We start from the raw sequence: 20657 nt of genomic DNA on the forward strand, positions 1-20657 counted from the left end.
TAAACAAGTAGAATTATCAATTAATAACAGACCCATTAGAAAATTCAATTACCTTAGTCCTATTGAAACTCTAAATAATAAGTTTGTTGCACTTATGAGTTGAACACAGCTTGTGGCTACTTCCATTATTTTTTTAATTAATAGATTAGTGTTGTTTTAAACGGTAGAGATTTTTTGCTTTTTCTAAATCTAAAGGTTGCTTTATCGGAATTTCTAAAAAGTAAGGCAACTGCCATTGTTGTGTTTTTTGTGCTTGTTTGCTTGATGGTAAGTCCCAAGGAGGATATACACGCATACCTCGTTTTCCTTCCTTTAGATGGGTACTTATAATTCCTTGGTCGGCTAGAACTAATCGTGGGAAAATGAATTGACCAAATTCGTTCTTGCTTTTTGTATTAATAATAAAAAAATCAATTGCGTCAGCTACCTCGTATGGGGCGATAGTACCTTTGTTACTTCTTTTCCAAAAAGTCACAAACTGTCCAATTTTGGTTGGTGTTATTTTCGCCAGTCTAAAAAGTACAGCAGTTCCATCAAGCTCAAATTGACAAGCGCTGTAAGCAAGGCTTTCTTTTTCTAATTTGAGATTGCTAAGTTGAAATCCACAGATATCAAATACAAGTTCTGTAGTCTCTATTAGGTTTTTGGGAATCATGTTGTGATTTATTTGTACTGTTTCTTAATGCATGACTAATTTTCTATTGACTGAAAATCAGTGTCTAAAATGATTTGTTCTTGCTCTATTTCAACATCCAAATTACAAAATAGTGGTTCAATTTCGGCATAGTCTTTAATGATTTTGACAGTGATAAGGGCTAGCGGAATACCAATTATAGAGGCAATAATACTCACAATAGTTACTGTTGTTAACTCTTCCAGCGTCTCTGCTTTCTGAGAATATCGGAATACAAATTGACCTAAAAAAGAAGCGATCAACCATAAGGCCCACCACCAACGAATGAATTGGGTATTTAGATTTACCATGCTATTCTCTTGTTTTGTAGTTAGTAAATTTTGAGTTTCTACATACAATTCATTCATTATTTGTTTAGGTCTGTACAACGAAATAAAAGGAACAAACCAGCTACCAGCAGCCCAGCCTTCGGTGAAGGATAGCGTTTCCGCTTTTAGGTGAAGGTTAAAATACGCTCTGCGAAACCATCGAATAAAAGTTATCCCAGAAATGATATAGGTAACCAAATAAATAATGGCTATAATTTTTTGGCGTAAGTCATTGCCAGTGGCAGTTTCAGTAGAAATTTGGCCACCATTGGCCACAGTTTGTAACAAATCATACTGCAAGTAATCAGAAAGTATTGAAATTATTTCGATAGTGAGTACCGTCCATATGAGCATCATTGCAATTTTTGCTCTCTGGCCGTTTGGGCGCATTTTTTCCATGTTACTTTCTAGTTTTTATGCAGTATTGTTTCGCTACCACCTTGTTTTATAATCAATTGCTTTTCATTGGGATTGAATTCTATTGTTATACCTGCCGCTAAAAATTGAAATGTATCTTTCTTAATAGACTCTAGCGGAAATGCTGATTGCCCTGTAGCTTGCGCAAAAAGTGAAGCGTTGTCCTTTGTGATCATAATTTTTATTGGAAATCCAGCAGTGGAGTACTCGCCTAAATAGGGGTCGAGTTCTTGGGAGGTAAGGGTAATGGCAGTAAAAGTAGGAATCACGAATGGTTTGTTAAAATAACTACTCAAAGCGGCTACTATAATATCACTGTTATCGTAGCTTTTTCCGTTTGAGGTTAGCGCTACAGCCACTTTATCCGTTGGGGAATAATATAAAACGGAACTAAATTCATCGATTCCTCCTTTGTGACCAAATCCCTTTTTGTCTTGAAACGGAATTTGGAAAACACCCATTCCGTAGTTGTCTTGTATCGTCGTCATTTGATTCAAACTACTTTCATTAATTATTTTTTTGGCAAACAAGTTTTCGATAAATAGTACTAAATCCGATGGATTTGAAACAACAGCTCCAGCGCCCATTGGGATTGACATATCTGTTTCGGTCCCTTTTATCCATTGACCAAATAATTTATAGGAGTTGGCTTCGTTATTTTGAACGTTTATTTTACTGCCTACGTAAGTATTTTTTAGACCTAATGGTTTTGTGATTTTATCTTTTAGAATAGTACCATAGGGTTTATTATATATTTTTTGAAGAATATAACTGAGTAAAACATAATTGGAATTGCTATAGTTAGCTTTACTGTTGGGTTCAAAATCACTTTTAGCTTTTGCCATAATAGCAAGCATTTGAGATTCTGATTGTGGGGTGGTATTGTATTGAAGGTATTCCGCATCACTAGTAAAGTTGTGAATTCCGCTTCTGTGATTTAATAAGTTACTAATTGTTATTTTTGAAGCATTCTCAATTGTTGGGTAATAGCTTGCCAATGTTTGATTTAAGGATAGTTTCTTTTCTTCAATTGCCTTAAAAATTAATACGGATGTGAACATCTTTGAAATCGAACCAATGCGGTATTTAGTTAAAGGAGATGCTTTTGTATTGGTTTCAACATCAGCTTTTCCAACTGATTTAGAATAAACGAGTGCTCCATTCTGCGAAACAACGATGCTTCCCATGAATTTATCTTTTGCTTCAAGAATTTGAAACAAACTATCCAATTTTGCAACATTCATTTTTTGGGAATATCCAAGCCCAAAAACGAAGCTAAATAAAAGTGTAATTAAAATTTTCTTTTTCATAAGTGTTTGAATTGTGTTTGTTTAGAACTTTAGGTGCAATGACAAAACAAATTTACTTGCTTTTTAGATTGGCAAATGCATCTTTTTTATCAAATTCCGGGTAAATATATACGATTTAACTGATATGTAATTTTTTTGTAAAAATATTTTTACCGGCTTGCGCCAAAATGGGAATTTTTAACTTTAATATACTGTTTTAGTTTAAGTTTTGGCTTGAAAACTAGATTGCTTTCGAAAATTGAAACTGAAAAAACTTTATTAATGTCATGATTTAGCCATTTTAGGATTTTGATCTACCAAGTTGCAAAAGATCTTCTAGTTTTTAAACCGTAAAATCAAAAGCTACTGAAACATAAGAGTTTGTTAATTACGCTGCGTTTTAGATTAATTATGGATAACTTTATAAGATAAAATAAAGTTTACTGTGGCATTTTTTTTAAACAGTTAACACTTGATTAGTAACAAATACATATAGAAAGATGTCAGAAAAAAGTAAAAAACAATTTGGAGTTTGGATGGATTCGCATCATGCTACCATTGTAGGAAGAGAAAATGTAGATTCCGGAGATTTCGTAGTTTTAGGTCATGAAACCGTAGACGGACAAGGCTACAACACCAGTGAAAATGCCGCTAACAATGCCGAGAGAGATCTGCTACGTAAATTATTTAAAAGCATTACGGCTCACATGCAAAACGTAGATGAATTGCATGTAACGGGAACCGGCACGGCGCAAGAGCAATTTATCAATTATTTGAGCGAAACACCTCAATATAAAAATGTAGAAGCCAAAGAAAGTACCTCTAATAAAATGAGTGATGAAAGTTTAATTGACTTTGTGACGGCACAATTCAACTAATAGATTTTTAATAATTTTTAAAAAGCTGCCTGAAAAGACAGCTTTTTTTTGGTGTTACAACATTAATATATTGTTTGATTCACTTATTTATTTAGTTCTTGTAGCGATGAAACTAAACGATATTTTATTTAATAGTACCTTCGTAAAAAAAAATAGTTATGCGTTTTTCCTTGGTCATCATCGTTTTATTGAATGCTTTGCTGCTGGTTAATTGCAGTTCGAAAAAAAATACTAATATTTCCTATCAATCAACTACTGTTGAAAACAATAACAGTACACCACAATTAAACATTTTTGTTCCGCGAAAATCGAAAGTAGAGCAATCACAAGTATTGATTTTTGTACATGGAGGAAACTGGAATAGCGGACGAAAAGGAACTTATGATTTATTGGGCCGCAATTTTGCCAGAAAAGGCGTAATCACCGTAATCCCGGATTACATACTAAGTCCAGAAGCGAATTATGATGCCATGGCAAAGCAAATTGCAGCCGTAATTCAGTGGACTAAAAAGAATATTAGCCAATACAACGGAAATCCAAATCAAATTTTTATCACTGGACATTCAGCAGGAGGACATCTTGGTGCTTTGGCAGTAATGAATCCTAAATATGGGACAGATCCAAAAAGCATTGCTGGAATTATATTGAATGATGCTGCGGGATTGGATATGAAAAATTATTTAGAAGGGAATCCACCCACAGCCGAAGATGATTATTTAACAACATGGACCACCAATCCAGAGCAATGGAAAGCGGCATCTCCAATATATTTTATAGATAAAAACACACCTCCGTTTTTAATTTACGTAGGCGACAAAACCTATAATTCCATAAAAATTGCCAACAGTAGATTTGTAAATGCTTTAAAACCTTTTCAACCAGATGTCATGCCTATACGCTTGAATAAAAAGCATGTCCCGATGGTACTGCAATATTTTTACCCTTGGAGCGATAGATTTGATGAGATTCTTACTTTTATGGAACAAAATAAGTAATAATTCATGTTTTGGGTAATCACGTTTCATTGCTTACTCCTAATGATTTTTTTATTGAGATTTTAATAGCGTAATGGCTGTTGCCTTTAGAATTAATTACCTTATTGTTTAATTCAAGTTTTTGCTGAGTTCAACTAATAAATGCAAATGACATATTAGATAAGTTCATAGTTATATAAATCAGCACTTATTTTATTCAAAGTCTAATAATTTCCCATCATTTATTGAAAGTATTATGTTTAATTTGATAAATAAAAAGGTTTACAGCACATTTGAAGTATAAAAATATTTAGAAAAAAACCTATAAAAAACTCATACTACAATCTCAACTTGAAACAGATTACTTTAAACAAAAATTTCGTAAATTTGCACTCCAAATAAAAGGGATAACAAAATGTTAGATAGACTTCAAATAGTAAAACAACGTTTCGATGAGATTTCGGATTTGATTATACAGCCGGATGTGATTTCCGATCAAAAGCGTTATGTGCAATTGAATCAAGAGTACAAAAATTTAAAAGCATTGGCCGAGAAGCGTGATGAGTACGTGCTTATTATAGCAAATATTGAGGAAGCCAACGAAATTATAGCCGATAACAGTGATGCAGATATGACCGAAATGGCCAAAATGCAACTCGAAGAAGCAAAGGAAAGATTGCCAGAATTAGAGGATGAAATCAAATTTATGTTGATTCCAAAAGATCCAGAAGATGCCAAGAATGTTATGGTAGAAATTCGTGCTGGAACAGGTGGAGATGAAGCGAGTATTTTTGCAGGGGATTTGTTCCGTATGTATACCAAATATTGCGAAAATCAAGGTTGGAGAACTTCTGTGGTAGACATGAATGAAGGAACTTCAGGTGGATTTAAAGAGGTTATTTTTGAAGTAACTGGCGAAGATGTTTATGGAACTTTGAAGTTTGAAGCGGGTGTACATCGTGTGCAACGAGTACCACAAACAGAAACTCAAGGTCGTGTGCACACTTCAGCAGCAACCGTTATGGTATTGCCGGAAGCAGAAGAATTTGATGTTCAAATTGATATGAATGATGTGCGTGTCGATTTCTTTTGTTCATCAGGACCTGGAGGACAATCGGTAAATACAACGAAATCAGCGGTTCGTTTGACACACATTCCAACAGGATTAGTGGCGCAATGTCAAGATCAGAAATCACAACACAAGAATAAAGATAAAGCTTTTGGCGTATTGCGTTCCCGTTTGTACGAACAGGAATTAGCTAAAAAACAAGCTGAAGATGCTACCAAACGTACCTCTCAGGTAAGTTCTGGTGACCGTTCAGCTAAAATTCGTACCTACAATTATGCACAAGGTCGCGTTACCGATCACCGTGTAGGTTTGACATTGTACGATTTAGGAAATATCATGAATGGTGATATTCAGAAAATTGTAGATGAGCTGGCATTAGTCAATAACATGGAAAAATTGAAAGAAGCTAGCGAAGTATTTTAAATAAAAAAAAGTGAAATTCGTTTCACTTTTTTTTGCAATACTCGCGATCTGAAAGAGAATTTTTATAAAAAAATAAGCAATGAAGCCTACATTTAGTTTTAAATACTATTTGTAGGCTTCAATGATTCTATAGGTAACCAAGTCGTTTGTTCCCATTAATTTGATTGTTTTTAAAGCTTGTGCTTCTGACATTGCATAGCCACTTGCTGAACCAGTAGTTGTGTTTACTTCCCAGAAATAAACTGTTTTATCAGTCGATTTACTGATTTCAAGTTTTTGTTTTTTTGAAATTGCAACTGGAGTGATTTTTTCGTTTTCGTTTGCAAAAGAAATTGTGGTTGCCAAGATAAAGGCTGCTAGTGTAAAGTTTTTCATTTTATGATTTTATATTGTTTTATTAACTTTGCAAAGGTGGTTCAGCACTAGATTTTTTTTGTTACATAATACTTTATTTTCCTTGTATAATTCACATTTATTATATTGATAATCAATTTATTTCGAAATTAGAACAGAATTTTGAGGAAGACTTTTTTTGCAGTGAGGAATTTTTTTCACATGCTCCGTCTGTGTTTTTTTTCTAATTTTCTAAAGTTTTTATGTTGGGAAATGGCCAATCCTTTCGTAGTTTTTTTCATAAATTTGTCGCACACAACTAAAATCATGACTACACTACAACTCATTGATCAAATCAAAACCAAAAAATCATTTCTCTGTATAGGATTAGATGTTGATTTAAATAAAATCCCACCACATTTACTGCAGCTGGAAGATCCCATTTTTGAATTCAATAAAGCCATAATTGACGCCACCCATGACCTTGCGGTTTCATATAAACCTAATACTGCGTTTTATGAAGCTTATGGAATAAAAGGATGGATGTCTTTGCAAAAAACGATTCAGTACATCAACGAAAATTACCCTGAAATCTTCACGATTGCGGATGCTAAACGTGGTGATATTGGCAATACTTCATCTATGTATGCCAAAGCTTTCTTCGAAGATTTGAATTTTAATAGCATAACTGTGGCTCCTTACATGGGGAAAGATTCGGTGGAACCTTTTTTAGCATTCGAAAATAAACACACAATTATGTTGGCTTTAACGTCTAACGAAGGTGCATTCGATTTCCAGACTTTATCCACAACTTCAGAAGTCGCTGTAGGTCAGGAATTATACAAACAGGTTTTAGAAACTTCTAAATCATGGAAGAATGCCCAAAACCTAATGTATGTGGTTGGTGCGACTAAAGCCGAATATTTTACTGAAATTAGGAAAATTGTTCCCGATAGTTTTTTGCTCGTTCCTGGTGTTGGAGCGCAAGGAGGCAGCTTGTCTGAAGTTTGTAAATATGGGATGAACGACACTATAGGATTATTAATCAACTCTTCAAGAGGCATTATTTACGCTTCAAATGGAATAGATTTTGCAGAAAAAGCAAGAGCAGAAGCCTTGAAAATGCAACAAGAAATGGAAGCGATTATTAGTGTTAAGTTTAAAGTCTAAGTTTTAAATGGGAAGAATGGTAAACTGGGACTTTTTTAATCCATTAAGAAATTAAGTTTCACTAAGAAATACTTTAAAACTTGTTTCTCACAACCATTAAGAAATTCTCTTATAGCTTAATTGTCTTAATTTCGTAATGGTTAAAAAGCCGCTAATTTATGTTTTAATAATATGAACTTTAAACTTTAAACTTGAAACAAAAAACTCTAATCGATCAAATAGGAACTTCCCATTCATTTGAAACTTCGCCCAAGCGCATTATTTCATTAGTTCCCTCGCAAACGGAATTATTGTACGATTTAGGTTTAGAAGATCGTATTATTGGGATAACCAAGTTTTGTGTGCATCCGTATCATTTTAAATCGGTTAAGAAAATTGTTGGCGGTACCAAGAAAGTGCATTTCGAGAAAATTAGATTGTTGCAACCGGATATCATTATTTGTAACAAGGAAGAAAACACACTTGAAATAGTAGCCGAATTGCAGAAAATTTGTCCTGTTTGGGTGACCAATATCATCACGATCGAAGATAACTTCAAGATGATAACCGACTTTGGTCAACTCTTTAATTGTAGAACCGAATCGCAGAAATGGAATGATAAAATAGATTTTGCCTGGAGTGATTTTAAAAACTTTATCAAAGACATGCCGGTAAAAAAAGTAGCGTATTTTATCTGGAAAAACCCTTTCATGGTTGCTGGATCGGATACTTTTATCAATGAATTGCTTAAACTGAACCACTTTCAGAATATTTATGAGACCAAGGGACGTTATCCAGAAATCGAACTCAAAAAAATACGTTTAGAGGGTGATCCTGATCTGGTTTTCCTGTCATCGGAACCGTTTCCATTTAAAGAAGGAGATGCTTTCGAAATTGGCAGTCATACCCATCATGCTAAAACTATTTTTGTAGATGGAGAAATGTTTTCGTGGCATGGTAGCAGGCTTTTAAAAGCGTTTGACTACTTTAAAAAAATGCATCAAAAATTATAATTCACATTCTTTTAAATCAATTTTACTTAAACATTGCACTCTGGCGGTGTTTTTTACGGTATTAAAATCACCTCCGTGTGCATCTGATATTGTGGTTTAAGCTTCTCTATTTCATTTTTATCTTGCATTAATCCTTACTTTGGTGTGATTTTTTTGCAAATGAACAGCTTACAACTTTTAAAAGTGCAATATTTTTTGTTCCGATTGCGATTTAAAATTAAAGTCCTATTTTTACAAAAAAAATTAAGTGATTAATTACACCATTTACGAAAATAAAAACAGCGATCAATGGGTCACTTTTGTCCATGGAGCCGGTGGAAGCTCTTCTATTTGGTTTAAACAAATACGTGATTTCAAGAAACAATACAATGTATTGTTATTGGATTTACGGGGTCACGGAGATTCTAAAACCACTTTAAAAACTGCCTTCAAACAGAAATATACTTTTTCGGCATTAGCCAATGATATTCTTGAAGTCTTAGATTTTCTAGAAATAAAAAAATCACATTTTGTTGGGATCTCATTAGGTACAATCCTCATAAGGCAATTGGCAGAAATGTACCCTGAACGAGTACAAAGCATGATTTTGGGCGGAGCCATACTGAAAATGAATTTCCGTTCTCAAGTATTAATGCGCCTGGGAAACATGTTTAAATATGTCTTACCATATTTGGTGTTATATAAATTTTTTGCGTTTGTAATCATGCCCAAAAAAAGTCACAAACAATCGCGTGTTCTTTTTATCAACGAGGCAAAAAAATTATACCAAAAAGAGTTTATCAAGTGGTTTAAATTGACAGCCGAAATAAATCCCGTATTAAAATGGTTCCGCCAAGTAGAATTGAATATTCCTACCTTGTATGTAATGGGCGAAGAGGACTATATGTTTTTGCCATCTGTGCGTAAGGTTGTAGAGAATCATTATAAATCATCAAAGTTATTTGTCATATCAAATTGTGGACATGTAGTCAATGTGGAGCAACCAAATGCTTTCAATGATGCGGTTCTTTCTTTTATAAACACAGCTAAATAAAAATTGCCTGCATTAAAAATGCAGGCAATTCTTTAACTAACCAAAACCAAAATAATAAATAACCAGTTTATTACCCTACAAAGGTAGTTTAGAGGATCAGGTTTTGTTGTTAAGATTTTGTTATTACTTTGTTGGATATACGTTAAGGTTTAGCACATTGCAGTTGTTGTATTTTTTTTAGAGAATTAAAATCGTATGAAATTACCCTCTATTTTTTAGTTTTAATACTACGTAGCAACTTGATAAAACAACCAAAAAAATAAATCACTATACTTTATTTTGCATCCTGCATAGCAAATACCTTTTGCAACAGCACCGAAGTTCTAGCACTCAAATTTGTTCTGATATTTTTTTCCTCGACAGCAACCATTTTAAAAACGCCATTTAACGCTTGATTAGTTACATAATCAGTCAAATCAGGATTCACTTTATTGACTAGCGGAATGCTATTGTATTTGGTAATAATATTACTCCAAACCTTATCTGCACCTACTTTAGTAAAAGAATTTTTAATTACCGGATTAAATTTTCCGTATAAAGCAGAAGTAGTACTATTTTGTAAGTACGTTGTTGCTGAACTTTGATTTCCCATCAAAATAGTTCTGGCATCATTAAATGTCATATTTCTTACGGCGTCAACAAATATGGGAGTCGCTTCCTTCACAGCATCTTCAGCAGCGCGATTTAATACTTTCAAACCTTCGTCAGCTAATGAGCTTAAACCAATTCTGCGCAAACCAGCATCCACTTTTCTTAGTTCTTCTGGCAATAAAATTTTTACAGCCTCATTTCGAAAAAAACCATCGGTAGCTGTCAATTTTGATACTTGTTTCGAAATCCCGTTGTTTAGTGCTTCCTTTAATCCTCCAGCAATATCAAGACCTCCTATCCCTTGCGTTTGCGGAAACTGATTCATTACTTGTTGCATTTCGGCGCAACTGGAGAGCGAAACCGCTACTAGTACAATAATAATTTTTTTCATCGTAAATTAGGTATTCATTAATTCGCCAAATGGCATTTGTAAAAATACAACTTATTCAAAAATAAAGCCAACTAATATTTTGGAGCACTAATTTTGGTGTTTTAATCATAATCTGTCCCGCTTTACGCTATATCCCCGCAAGAAAAATGCGGGGGATGCCGCTACAATCGGGGCTAGACAACAAAATCTTCCCTTATTTACGAACAACAAGCAGCAACAACAAATGATTTTTAAAATAAAATTGTAAATTGCAGGCTTAAATTATCATATTCATAAAATGGAACAACAAATACCATATATCCCTAACAATAAAGTAAGAATTGTTACCGCTGCAGCGCTTTTTGACGGTCATGATGCCGCTATCAACATCATGCGTAGAATTATTCAATCTACAGGAGTTGAGGTGATTCACCTTGGTCACGACCGCAGCGTAGAAGAAGTTGTCAATACAGCAATTCAAGAAGATGCAAATGCCATTGCAATTACTTCCTATCAAGGTGGACATAACGAATATTTTAAGTACATGTATGACTTGCTTCAAGAAAAAGGAGCAGGCCAAATCAAAATTTTTGGTGGTGGTGGTGGTGTAATTCTGCCTTCAGAAATAGCCGAATTACAAGCGTACGGAATCACCAGAATTTATGCTCCAGATGACGGACGTGCCATGGGATTACAAGGTATGATTAATGACTTGGTGCAACAATCAGATTTCCCTACTGGAGATAAATTAACAAATGAGTTGGACCAATTAGAGTTGAAAAATCCAACGGCTCTCGCCAGAATCATATCAGCAGCTGAAAATTTTCCAGATGTTACTGCAAAAACTTTGGAGGCTATCCAAAAAAAGAATAAAAACAGCACAATTCCAGTATTGGGAATTACGGGAACTGGTGGCTCAGGAAAATCATCTCTTGTAGATGAATTAGTACGTCGTTTTTTAATTGATTTCCCAGAAAAAACCATCGGATTAATATCTGTAGATCCTTCCAAACGTAAAACAGGTGGTGCATTATTAGGTGATAGAATCCGAATGAATGCCATCAATAATCCTCGCGTTTACATGCGTTCGTTGGCTACTCGTCAATCCAATCTAGCTTTATCTAAATATGTTGCTGATGCAATCCAAGTGATTAAAGCGGCAAATTATGATATCATCATCTTGGAGACTTCTGGAATTGGGCAATCTGATACGGAGATTATGGACCATTCGGATGTTTCTTTATACGTAATGACACCTGAATTTGGTGCTGCAACCCAATTAGAAAAAATCGACATGCTTGATTTTGCTGACTTGGTAGCAATAAACAAATTCGACAAACGCGGTTCTCTAGATGCTTTGAGAGATGTAAAAAAACAATACCAACGCAACCATAATTTGTGGGATGCTCATTTAGATACACTTCCGGTTTTTGGGACCATTGCGTCACAGTTTAATGATCCGGGAATGAATACGCTCTACAAAGCGATTATGGATAAAGTCCATGAAAAAACGAATTCTGATTTGAAATCAACGTTCCAAATCACGCGTGAAATGAGCGAGAAAATTTTCGTTATTCCGCCACATAGAACGCGTTACTTATCTGAAATTGCTGAAAGTAACCGTAAATATGATGTTTCAGCAGTTAGCCAAGAACAAGTGGCGCAAAAATTATACGGAATTTTCAAAACGTTAGAAACGGTTTCTGGTAAAGTTCCCGAAATTAACAAAACGGGAATAAATGAGGATTCGGTTTTACCAACTGCTTTAGAATTAGAAAAATCGGGCGCAGCCGAAGATAAAATATTCTTAAACCTACTACTCAACCAGTTTGAAAAAGTAAAAATGGATTTGGATCCCTACAATTGGGAAATCATTTTAACTTGGAACGAAAAAGTAAATAAGTACAAAAATCCAGTGTACACGTTCAAAGTTCGTGATCGAGAAATAAAAATGGCGACACACACCGAGTCGCTTTCGCATTCTCAAATTCCGAAAATTGCGTTGCCAAAGTACAAAGCTTGGGGCGATATTTTACGTTGGTGTTTGCAGGAAAATGTTCCAGGAGAATTTCCGTTTACTGCCGGTTTATATCCGTTCAAGCGTGAAGGTGAAGATCCTTCTCGAATGTTTGCTGGAGAAGGCGGACCGGAACGAACCAACAAACGCTTTCATTATGTGAGTGCGGGATTGCCTGCAAAACGATTGTCAACAGCTTTTGATAGCGTGACTTTATACGGAAACGATCCACATGTACGTCCGGATATTTATGGAAAAATCGGGAATGCAGGAGTTTCAATTTGTTGTTTGGATGATGCTAAAAAATTATATTCTGGTTTCGATTTGGTGCATGCCATGACTTCAGTGAGTATGACTATTAACGGTCCAGCGCCAATGTTGCTTGGGTTTTTCATGAATGCTGCAATTGATCAACAATGTGAATTGTACATAGCTAATAATGAGCTAGAAGCAGATGTCGCCGAAAAAATCAAACAAATTTATATCGAAAAGGGAATAGACAGACCGCACTATCAAGGCGATTTGCCAGCGGGAAACAATGGTTTAGGTCTAATGCTTTTAGGTGTAACTGGAGATCAAGTTTTGCCAGCTGATGTATACAATGACATCAAGACAAGAACTTTATCACAAGTACGTGGAACTGTTCAAGCTGATATTTTAAAAGAAGATCAGGCGCAAAATACTTGTATTTTCTCAACTGAATTTGCCCTACGATTAATGGGTGATGTTCAAGAATATTTCATAACTAAAAATGTTAGAAACTTTTATTCGGTTTCTATTTCAGGATACCATATTGCCGAAGCGGGAGCAAATCCAATAACGCAATTGGCATTTACACTTTCAAATGGTTTTACTTATGTAGAATACTATTTGAGTCGTGGTATGAACATCAATGATTTTGGACCAAATTTATCGTTCTTCTTTTCGAATGGTGTCGATCCAGAATATGCAGTAATTGGACGTGTAGCGCGTAAAATTTGGGCGAAAGCCATGAAAAATAAGTACGGTGCTAACGAACGTGCTCAAATGTTGAAATACCATATTCAAACATCAGGTCGTTCACTTCACGCACAAGAAATTGATTTCAATGACATTCGTACGACTTTGCAGGCGTTGTATGCGATTTATGACAACTGTAATTCGTTGCATACCAATGCGTATGATGAAGCAATTACGACTCCTACCGAAGAATCAGTGCGTCGTGCAATGGCGATTCAATTGATTATTAATAAAGAATTAGGTTTGGCCAAAAATGAAAACCCAATTCAAGGTGCTTTTATCATCGAAGAATTAACTGATTTGGTAGAAGCAGCCGTTTTACTAGAATTTGACAGAATTACAGAGCGTGGTGGTGTTTTAGGCGCTATGGAAACGATGTACCAAAGAAGTAAAATTCAGGAAGAAAGTTTGTATTATGAAACACTGAAACATACCGGTGAATTCCCAATTATTGGTGTAAATACATTCTTAAGTTCCAAAGGTTCTCCAACAGTAATTCCAGCCGAAGTAATTCGTGCTACCGAGGAAGAAAAACAATACCAAATAGATATGTTGAATAATTTGCATCAATCTAATCAGGATAAAGTGAATCAACAACTAAATGCGATTCAAGAAGCAGCGATTAAGAACGAAAACTTATTCGAATACTTGATGGAAGCTACAAAAGTGTGCTCTTTGGGACAAATTACATCTGCTTTATTTGAAGTAGGCGGACAGTATCGAAGAAACATGTAAGTAGAGAGCCATTTTCTTTAAAAAAGAATATGAGTGAATCGCTTATCCCGCTTTTGGGCGGGATCTTATGAATTTAAAAAACCTTTCAGCAATGAAAGGTTTTTTTATGGTTTTTTCAAAATATTGGTTTCGCTTATTTTATAATTTTTTAAGTTGGAAATAACCAATATGTAAAGGGTTTTCTTTTAGTGGGACTTCTGATTTTGTAATTTTTAAAGTATATAACGATTTAAATTCCTCAGGTAGTATATCGACAACTTTATAGCTATCGTCTATATCGATTCCGTATTTCTCGTCAAGGTGCGATTCGGCTCCTTTAAAACCGCAATGTTTGTAAAAAGCAGTTGCTTTAGATTTTTTGGTTGCCAAGGCAAGTTTATTGGCTACAGCCAGCATTTTATAATGGTATTCTTCAAATTCATTTTCTTTATAGCCACCTAAATTGATAAAAAACAATTGTGCTAATGAAGGAGTTGTTGGCGTATTTTTAGAAACAACTTCAATAGTAAAGTCGTCCACAACAGATACTTCGCGCCAAGCATCAATATGAAGTTTTCCTTTGGCTTCAGGCCAAAAATTTTTAATCTGTGGGATTAAATCTTTTAAGGATTTTCCAATTCCGAAAAAAATATCATGTTGCTCCGTAAGTCGTCCTGCCGGCGTACAGCCTAGCATTAGCATGTATAATTTAAGTTCTTTTTCCATTTATCAAAAGTACATTATTTTTTAAAAATTTAAGTTTGGCACAGTTAATGAATAGTACTTTTTAATACTAACCATAAAAAAAAATAAAATGAAAAAAATAATTACACTTTTGTCAGTTGTCGGATTAATTTTTTTTACTAGTTGTGAAGGGCCAGAGGGTATCCCCGGAGAAGATGGTCTATCAGCAGAAGCTTTCGAAATTAAAAATGTTAATTTAAGTAGAGTAGCTAGTAATGAATATAATTTTAGGAGCACTTTTCAGTTTGAAATTGGGGGTAATTTGTTTGATGACGAAACGGTTTTAGTTTATAGATTATCAGGTCTTGTTAATTCGAATACGCCAGTTTGGCAATTAATTCCCAGAACAATATATTTTGATAGTGGAGCCGAGCTTGATTATGATTATGATTTTAGTAAAGTAGATTTTGTAATTTCTGCAAGAGGGACATATAATTTGTTGAATACTCCTGAATTTATCAATCAACAAACTTTTAGGGTGGTTATTATCTCTTCAAATTTATCATCATCTGTGAACAAGAATAATTATTTTGAAGTTATGAACGCTTTAAAGCTCAATGAAAGTCAGGTAAAAGAGATTAAATTATAATTTTAGGTTGTCACTTCAATAAAAAAGGGAAATCTCTTGATTTCCCTTTTTTATTTTATTTATTTTTTGAATTTTATAGTACTTCTTTACTGGCTTTTCTAAGAGAAACTACAATCCCAGTAATAAGAGATAACGCTATAAAAGCAAGAGAAACCCATTCTGGCATTTCTATAAAGTCATGTAATAGCATTTTTAACCCAACAAAGCTTAAAATAGCGATTAGGCTGTATTCTAAATAACTGAATTTTGCCAGCATGTTAGCCAAAAAGAAATACATAGATCGCAATCCTAAAATGGCAAAAATATTAGAACTAAACACTAAAAAGGGATCATTTGTTATGGCTAATATTGCAGGAACACTGTCTATAGCAAAAACAACATCCATTACTTCAATAACCACAAGTGCAACAAATAATGGTGTAGCTGCAGTAATATGTCGTCTTTTTACAAAAAAATGCTCCTCGTCAATGTGATTGGAGATCGGCATTATTTTTTTAAGACTTCTATATACGAAAGATTTTTTAGGTTGAAATTGTTCATCATCGCCACTGAACAACATTTTCATCGCGGTATACACTAGGAAAGCACCAAAGATATACGTGGTCCATGAAAATTTATTGATAAGTAGCACTCCAAAAAAGATCATTAATCCTCTAAAAACGATCGCCCCTAAAATGCCCCAAAATAAAACACGATGTTGGTATTTTTGTGGAATTTTAAAAGCTGAGAATATAATCGCTATAACAAATATGTTGTCTACGCTCAGCGATAATTCGATCAAATAACCTGTAATAAATTTAATAGATGCTGTGCTAGGCTTCAATAAATCGGGATTAGCAATGTAATTTGTCCCATAAAGCCAATAGATCACGCCAGAGAACATAAAGGATAAAGCGACCCATATCGCGGTCCATTTTCCCGCTTCTTTAGAGCTGATAATGTGAGGTGTTTTGTTAAAAACTCCTAGGTCAAGCGCTAGAAAAAGTATTACAGCAGCTAAAAAACAAATCCAGACAATCATATACAAATTATTTTAAGTAGTACAAAGATACTTTTTGGTTGGCCAAAATCGAAAGATATTCTAAGATAATAGTTTTTTTGCAAAGATACAGACAAAATAAAAGTGCCAACTTTTATGAAGGCACTTTATGAAATACGAAATTAAGTTTTAGTAGTAGAAGGTTACACCAAAGCAGAATTTACCGTTTTTATTATTCGGGCAGCAATTTTATAAGGATCGCCATTTGATGCAGGTCTTCTATCTTCTAGCCATCCTTTCCATCCTTTTTGAACAGTCATTAATGGAATACGAATAGAGCAACCTCTATCAGAAACGCCATAAGAGAAGTCGTGGATAGAAGCAGTTTCGTGTTTTCCAGTCAAACGAAGATCGTTGTAAGCGCCATAAACAGCAATATGTTCTGCAGTTACAGGTCTAAATGCTTCACATATTTTTTCATACACTTCTTGAGAACCACAAGTTCTTAAAACTTCATTTGAGAAATTAGCATGCATTCCTGACCCATTCCAATCGGTATCGCCTAATGGTTTTGGGTGGTACTCAATATAATATCCATACTTTTCGGTTAATCGATCTAATAAATAGCGCGCTACCCAAATTTCGTCCCCTGCTTTTTTTGCTCCTTGTGCAAACAATTGAAATTCCCATTGGCCACAAGCAACTTCTTGATTGATTCCCTCAAAGTTAATCCCAGCTGCAATACATAAGTCGGCATGCTCTTCTACTAATGCTCTTCCGTGTGTGTTTTTTCCGCCAACAGAGCAGTAGTACATACCTTGTGGAGCAGGATAACCTCCAATAGGAAATCCTAATGGCAACAATGTTTTAGTATCCATAATGAAATACTCTTGTTCAAATCCAAACCAGAAATCACCATCATCATCAATAGTAGCTCTGCCGTTTGAAGAATGTGGTGTACCATCAGCATTCATCACTTCAGTCATTACTAAATAACCATTGATGCGAGTAGGATCAGGGTAGATTGCCACGGGTACCAATAAACAATCAGAGGAACCGCCTTCGGCTTGTTTTGTAGAGGATCCATCAAAAGACCAATTTCCAATTTCTTCAAGTGTTCCCTTAAAGTTTTCGTGCTCCTCAACTTTAGTTTTGCTTCTCAGGTTTTGAGTTGGTTCATAACCATCTAACCAAATGTACTCTAATTTTATTTTTGCCATAACTATGTAAATTAACTGGGTGATTATTTTCTTGCGCAAAAGTAAAACATTTTTTCAATCAATAGAAATTAGGGGGTATTTTTTATTAATTAGTTCATTATTTTTTACAGAAGTGTATTTTCAATGGGGGTAAATTTTTTAAAATAGATTATTTTGGGTTAAAAAATATAATTTGATAAAGTCAGCCGAATGTTTTTTTGCTTTTTATTGATTATATTTGAACTTTATCCAATACATAACTACTAATTAAAAAATCACGCTATGCCAACATTACGTTTCCAAGCTTTGAGAGAAGCATCAAACAGAAAGCCTGTTCAATTTGAAGAAACCGATAGAAAATCAACCATTTTTGGTTCGAATGTGTTTAACGATAAGGCCATGAAGCAGTATTTAACTTCCGATGCATTTAAAGGCGTGCAAGGTGCCGTTCAGCATGGAACTAAAATAGATCGAAAATTAGCAGATTATATAGCCATGGGTATGAAAGAGTGGGCGCTAGCAAAAGGAGTGACACATTATACACACTGGTTTCAGCCGCTTACAGGAACTACTGCAGAAAAACATGATGCTTTTTTTGAAACGTCTTATGATGGCAGTGATCCAGTAGAAAAATTTGGTGGTGCGCAATTGGTACAACAAGAACCGGATGCCTCTAGCTTTCCTAATGGCGGTATCAGAAATACATTTGAAGCCAGAGGATATACTGCTTGGGATCCTACTTCTCCAGCTTTTATATATGGAACCACTTTATGTATTCCTACCGTTTTCATCTCTTACACCGGCGAAGCATTAGACAATAAAATTCCACTATTACGAGCACTATCTGCTATGGATACTGCTGCAACAGAAGTGTGTAAGTATTTTGACAAAAATGTTAAAAAGGTTACAGCAACTTTAGGTTGGGAACAAGAATATTTTTTGATTGACAAATCACTAGCAGATTCTCGTCCGGATCTAATTATGACTGGAAGAACGCTGCTTGGACATACTTCTGCAAAAGGACAGCAATTAGACGATCATTATTTTGGATCGATTCCGACCCGTGCATTAACCTACATGAGAGATTTAGAGCAAGAATGTATGTTGCTGGGAATCCCCGTAAAAACACGTCACAATGAAGTAGCGCCCAATCAATTTGAATTGGCTCCTATTTTTGAAGAAACAAATTTAGCTGTAGACCACAACTGCTTGTTGATGGATGTGATGCAAAAAGTAGCTGAACGTCATGATTTGAAAGTATTATTTCATGAAAAACCTTTTAAAGGTGTAAATGGTTCAGGAAAGCACAACAACTGGTCATTGGCTACAGATACTGGTGTGAATTTGTTAAGCCCAAGTAAAACTCCAATGAGCAATTTACAGTTCTTAACGTTTTTTATTAATACCATTAAAGCAGTTAATGATTATGAAGCGCTATTGAGAGGTGCAATTGCAACAGCAAGTAACGATCATAGATTAGGTGCCAATGAAGCTCCACCAGCTATTATTTCAGTATTTATTGGAGAGCAATTGACTAAAGTTTTAGCAGAGTTGGAAGGCGTTACGGCTGGAAAACTATCTCCAGAGGAAAAAACCGACTTAAAATTGAACGTTGTGGGTAAAATTCCAGATGTCCTTTTAGACAACACGGATAGAAACAGGACTTCGCCTTTTGCGTTTACAGGAAATAAATTTGAATTTAGAGCCGTAGGTTCTTCTGCAAATTGTTCTAATGCGATGACTACTTTGAATACCATAGTAGCCAAACAATTGAAAGATTTCAAAATTGAAGTGGATGCTTTGATCGAATCCAAAGACATGAAGAAAGATGATGCCATCTTCAATGTGTTGCGTGAGTACATCAAAGTTTCTAAAAATATACTTTTTGAAGGAGATGGTTACAGCGAAGCGTGGGAAGTAGAAGCAGCAAAACGAGGATTGAGCAATTTTAAAACAACTCCCGAAGCCTTAAAAGCTAGAGCTTCTAAACAAGCCTTGGATTTGTTTTCTGAAATGGGGATCATGAATCACATTGAAGTTGAGGCCCGTTACGAAATCGAATTGGAGGAATACACCAAGAAAATTCAAATTGAAGGTCGAGTTTTAGGTGATATTTCAAAAAATCACGTAATTCCAACAGCTATTCGTTACCAAAATACTTTGATAGAAAACGTAAAAGGTTTAAAAGATATTTTTGGAGCCGAATTTGAATCGATCGCCAAGGAACAAATTATTTTAATTAGAGAAATTTCAGGACATATAGAAGGAATCAATTCTAAAGTAGAGGCAATGACTGACGAAAGAAGAAAAGCCAATACCTTGACAGATGCGCAAGAAATGGCTGAGGCGTACTGCAATACTGTGAAACCATACTTTGAAATCATCAGAAACCATTGTGATAAATTAGAATTATTAGTCGATAACGAGCTTTGGACACTAACTAAATACAGAGAATTATTGTTTACAAAGTAAAATGTTTTCAAATTATAGAGTCAAAGCCTTTCTGTAAAGAGAGGCTTTTTTCATATCTATTCGTTTTAGAAATAGTATTTGTGTTCGAGAAAAGTTGAATAATTTTAATTTGTATTAAGAAATGTTTAAGCATGTATTAATAAATATCTATTGTATTTTATTGTAATTATTTAGTTAAAAGTTAATTTATTATGGCTTTTATATTAATGTAAGTAAAGTTGTATTATATTTTTTTTGTAAAAATGTAGTTTGTCGATATACAATTACTTTTTATCGAAAATTTATCTATTAACTTGAAAAACAGGTATTTATACGTGTTTTTTTTATTTTGTCTTTTCTATCTTTGAACTGTAATACTGAAACAAGATTTATAAAAAAGTCGTTGTTTGATTATTAGAAAAAA

The 20657-nt window shown here is 34.5% G+C and carries 17 protein-coding genes; 9 read left to right on the top strand and 8 right to left on the bottom strand.

Features of this window, described 5'->3' with window-relative positions; all coding sequences use genetic code 11:
- Positions 1-145 precede the first annotated feature (145 nt).
- The 3 genes from ACNQGB_RS08200 to ACNQGB_RS08210 are packed head-to-tail and all read right to left on the bottom strand — an operon-like array spanning position 146 to position 2729.
- A complete protein-coding gene (locus tag ACNQGB_RS08200; protein ID WP_417946269.1) occupies positions 146-655 on the bottom strand; it encodes a MepB family protein in 510 nt (169 codons plus the stop codon).
- A 35-nt stretch (positions 656-690) separates the two neighbouring features.
- Positions 691-1401, bottom strand: coding sequence for a DUF4328 domain-containing protein (locus ACNQGB_RS08205; protein ID WP_417946270.1), 711 nt, complete (start codon positions 1399-1401; stop codon positions 691-693).
- A gap of 8 nt (positions 1402-1409) precedes the next feature.
- Positions 1410-2729 carry a serine hydrolase domain-containing protein gene (locus tag ACNQGB_RS08210; RefSeq protein WP_417946271.1) on the bottom strand — a complete coding sequence of 440 codons (1320 nt, stop codon included), beginning with the start codon at positions 2727-2729 and terminating at the stop codon, positions 1410-1412.
- Between the two features lie 479 nt (positions 2730-3208).
- On the opposite strand from ACNQGB_RS08210, the gene ACNQGB_RS08215 reads away from it, so the two are divergent.
- The 3 genes from ACNQGB_RS08215 to prfA all read left to right on the top strand — a co-directional run bounded on the left by ACNQGB_RS08215 (position 3209) and on the right by prfA (position 6052).
- On the top strand, positions 3209-3586 hold the full coding sequence (locus tag ACNQGB_RS08215; RefSeq protein ID WP_417946273.1) for a hypothetical protein: 378 nt from the start codon (positions 3209-3211) through the stop codon (positions 3584-3586).
- Between the two features lie 158 nt (positions 3587-3744).
- Positions 3745-4581, top strand: a complete 837-nt coding sequence (locus tag ACNQGB_RS08220; protein ID WP_417946274.1) for an alpha/beta hydrolase — start codon at positions 3745-3747, stop codon at positions 4579-4581.
- A gap of 394 nt (positions 4582-4975) precedes the next feature.
- Complete coding sequence (prfA, locus tag ACNQGB_RS08225; protein ID WP_417946276.1) at positions 4976-6052, top strand: peptide chain release factor 1; 1077 nt, start codon at positions 4976-4978, stop codon at positions 6050-6052.
- A 105-nt stretch (positions 6053-6157) separates the two neighbouring features.
- Here the strand turns inward: prfA and ACNQGB_RS08230 are convergent, their stop codons facing one another.
- A complete protein-coding gene (locus tag ACNQGB_RS08230; RefSeq protein WP_417946278.1) occupies positions 6158-6427 on the bottom strand; it encodes a hypothetical protein in 270 nt (89 codons plus the stop codon).
- 285 nt (positions 6428-6712) lie between these two features.
- On the opposite strand from ACNQGB_RS08230, the gene pyrF reads away from it, so the two are divergent.
- From pyrF to ACNQGB_RS08245, 3 genes are all read left to right on the top strand, one after another.
- Positions 6713-7555, top strand: coding sequence for an orotidine-5'-phosphate decarboxylase (gene pyrF, locus ACNQGB_RS08235; RefSeq protein ID WP_417946280.1), 843 nt, complete (start codon positions 6713-6715; stop codon positions 7553-7555).
- A gap of 191 nt (positions 7556-7746) precedes the next feature.
- Positions 7747-8547, top strand: coding sequence for an ABC transporter substrate-binding protein (locus ACNQGB_RS08240; RefSeq protein WP_417946282.1), 801 nt, complete (start codon positions 7747-7749; stop codon positions 8545-8547).
- Between the two features lie 247 nt (positions 8548-8794).
- Entirely contained in the window at positions 8795-9580 is a 786-nt protein-coding gene (locus ACNQGB_RS08245; protein WP_417946283.1) for an alpha/beta fold hydrolase, read from the top strand.
- A 274-nt stretch (positions 9581-9854) separates the two neighbouring features.
- On the opposite strand, the gene ACNQGB_RS08250 is transcribed toward ACNQGB_RS08245, so the two are convergent.
- Positions 9855-10562 (bottom strand): DUF4197 domain-containing protein, encoded by a 708-nt coding sequence (locus ACNQGB_RS08250; protein ID WP_417946285.1) that lies wholly within the window; start codon positions 10560-10562, stop codon positions 9855-9857.
- A 277-nt stretch (positions 10563-10839) separates the two neighbouring features.
- On the opposite strand from ACNQGB_RS08250, the gene ACNQGB_RS08255 reads away from it, so the two are divergent.
- On the top strand, positions 10840-14292 hold the full coding sequence (locus ACNQGB_RS08255) for a methylmalonyl-CoA mutase family protein (RefSeq protein WP_417946286.1): 3453 nt from the start codon (positions 10840-10842) through the stop codon (positions 14290-14292).
- 138 nt (positions 14293-14430) lie between these two features.
- Here ACNQGB_RS08255 and ACNQGB_RS08260 read toward each other — a convergent pair whose 3' ends face one another.
- Complete coding sequence (locus ACNQGB_RS08260; RefSeq protein ID WP_417946287.1) at positions 14431-14997, bottom strand: DUF1543 domain-containing protein; 567 nt, start codon at positions 14995-14997, stop codon at positions 14431-14433.
- Positions 14998-15085: 88 nt separating this feature from the next.
- Between ACNQGB_RS08260 and ACNQGB_RS08265 the strand changes: the two genes are divergently transcribed.
- Positions 15086-15604 carry a hypothetical protein gene (locus ACNQGB_RS08265; protein WP_417946289.1) on the top strand — a complete coding sequence of 173 codons (519 nt, stop codon included), beginning with the start codon at positions 15086-15088 and terminating at the stop codon, positions 15602-15604.
- Positions 15605-15677: 73 nt separating this feature from the next.
- On the opposite strand, the gene ACNQGB_RS08270 is transcribed toward ACNQGB_RS08265, so the two are convergent.
- Both ACNQGB_RS08270 and ACNQGB_RS08275 read right to left on the bottom strand, forming a co-directional pair.
- Positions 15678-16625 (bottom strand): TerC family protein, encoded by a 948-nt coding sequence (locus ACNQGB_RS08270; RefSeq protein WP_417946291.1) that lies wholly within the window; start codon positions 16623-16625, stop codon positions 15678-15680.
- Between the two features lie 161 nt (positions 16626-16786).
- Positions 16787-17803 (bottom strand): glutamine synthetase beta-grasp domain-containing protein, encoded by a 1017-nt coding sequence (locus tag ACNQGB_RS08275; RefSeq protein ID WP_417946292.1) that lies wholly within the window; start codon positions 17801-17803, stop codon positions 16787-16789.
- A 261-nt stretch (positions 17804-18064) separates the two neighbouring features.
- On the opposite strand from ACNQGB_RS08275, the gene ACNQGB_RS08280 reads away from it, so the two are divergent.
- Entirely contained in the window at positions 18065-20254 is a 2190-nt protein-coding gene (locus ACNQGB_RS08280) for a glutamine synthetase III family protein (RefSeq protein WP_417946293.1), read from the top strand.
- The last annotated feature ends 403 nt before the right edge of the window (positions 20255-20657 follow it).

The sequence above is a fragment of the Flavobacterium frigidum genome, assembly GCF_048286795.2.

Excerpts from the sequence above, each read along its gene's own strand:
- ACNQGB_RS08270 (WP_417946291.1), bottom strand. The coding sequence starts at position 16,625 with ATGATTGTCTGGATTTGTTTTTTAGCTGCTGTAATACTTTTTCTAGCG.
- ACNQGB_RS08205 (WP_417946270.1), bottom strand. The coding sequence starts at position 1,401 with ATGGAAAAAATGCGCCCAAACGGCCAGAGAGCAAAAATTGCAATGATG.
- ACNQGB_RS08220 (WP_417946274.1), top strand. The coding sequence starts at position 3,745 with ATGCGTTTTTCCTTGGTCATCATCGTTTTATTGAATGCTTTGCTGCTG.
- pyrF (WP_417946280.1), top strand. The coding sequence starts at position 6,713 with ATGACTACACTACAACTCATTGATCAAATCAAAACCAAAAAATCATTT.
- ACNQGB_RS08275 (WP_417946292.1), bottom strand. The coding sequence starts at position 17,803 with ATGGCAAAAATAAAATTAGAGTACATTTGGTTAGATGGTTATGAACCA.
- ACNQGB_RS08215 (WP_417946273.1), top strand. The coding sequence starts at position 3,209 with ATGTCAGAAAAAAGTAAAAAACAATTTGGAGTTTGGATGGATTCGCAT.
- ACNQGB_RS08280 (WP_417946293.1), top strand. The coding sequence starts at position 18,065 with ATGCCAACATTACGTTTCCAAGCTTTGAGAGAAGCATCAAACAGAAAG.
- ACNQGB_RS08230 (WP_417946278.1), bottom strand. The coding sequence starts at position 6,427 with ATGAAAAACTTTACACTAGCAGCCTTTATCTTGGCAACCACAATTTCT.
- ACNQGB_RS08265 (WP_417946289.1), top strand. The coding sequence starts at position 15,086 with ATGAAAAAAATAATTACACTTTTGTCAGTTGTCGGATTAATTTTTTTT.
- prfA (WP_417946276.1), top strand. The coding sequence starts at position 4,976 with ATGTTAGATAGACTTCAAATAGTAAAACAACGTTTCGATGAGATTTCG.
- ACNQGB_RS08210 (WP_417946271.1), bottom strand. The coding sequence starts at position 2,729 with ATGAAAAAGAAAATTTTAATTACACTTTTATTTAGCTTCGTTTTTGGG.
- ACNQGB_RS08255 (WP_417946286.1), top strand. The coding sequence starts at position 10,840 with ATGGAACAACAAATACCATATATCCCTAACAATAAAGTAAGAATTGTT.
- ACNQGB_RS08250 (WP_417946285.1), bottom strand. The coding sequence starts at position 10,562 with ATGAAAAAAATTATTATTGTACTAGTAGCGGTTTCGCTCTCCAGTTGC.
- ACNQGB_RS08260 (WP_417946287.1), bottom strand. The coding sequence starts at position 14,997 with ATGGAAAAAGAACTTAAATTATACATGCTAATGCTAGGCTGTACGCCG.
- ACNQGB_RS08200 (WP_417946269.1), bottom strand. The coding sequence starts at position 655 with ATGATTCCCAAAAACCTAATAGAGACTACAGAACTTGTATTTGATATC.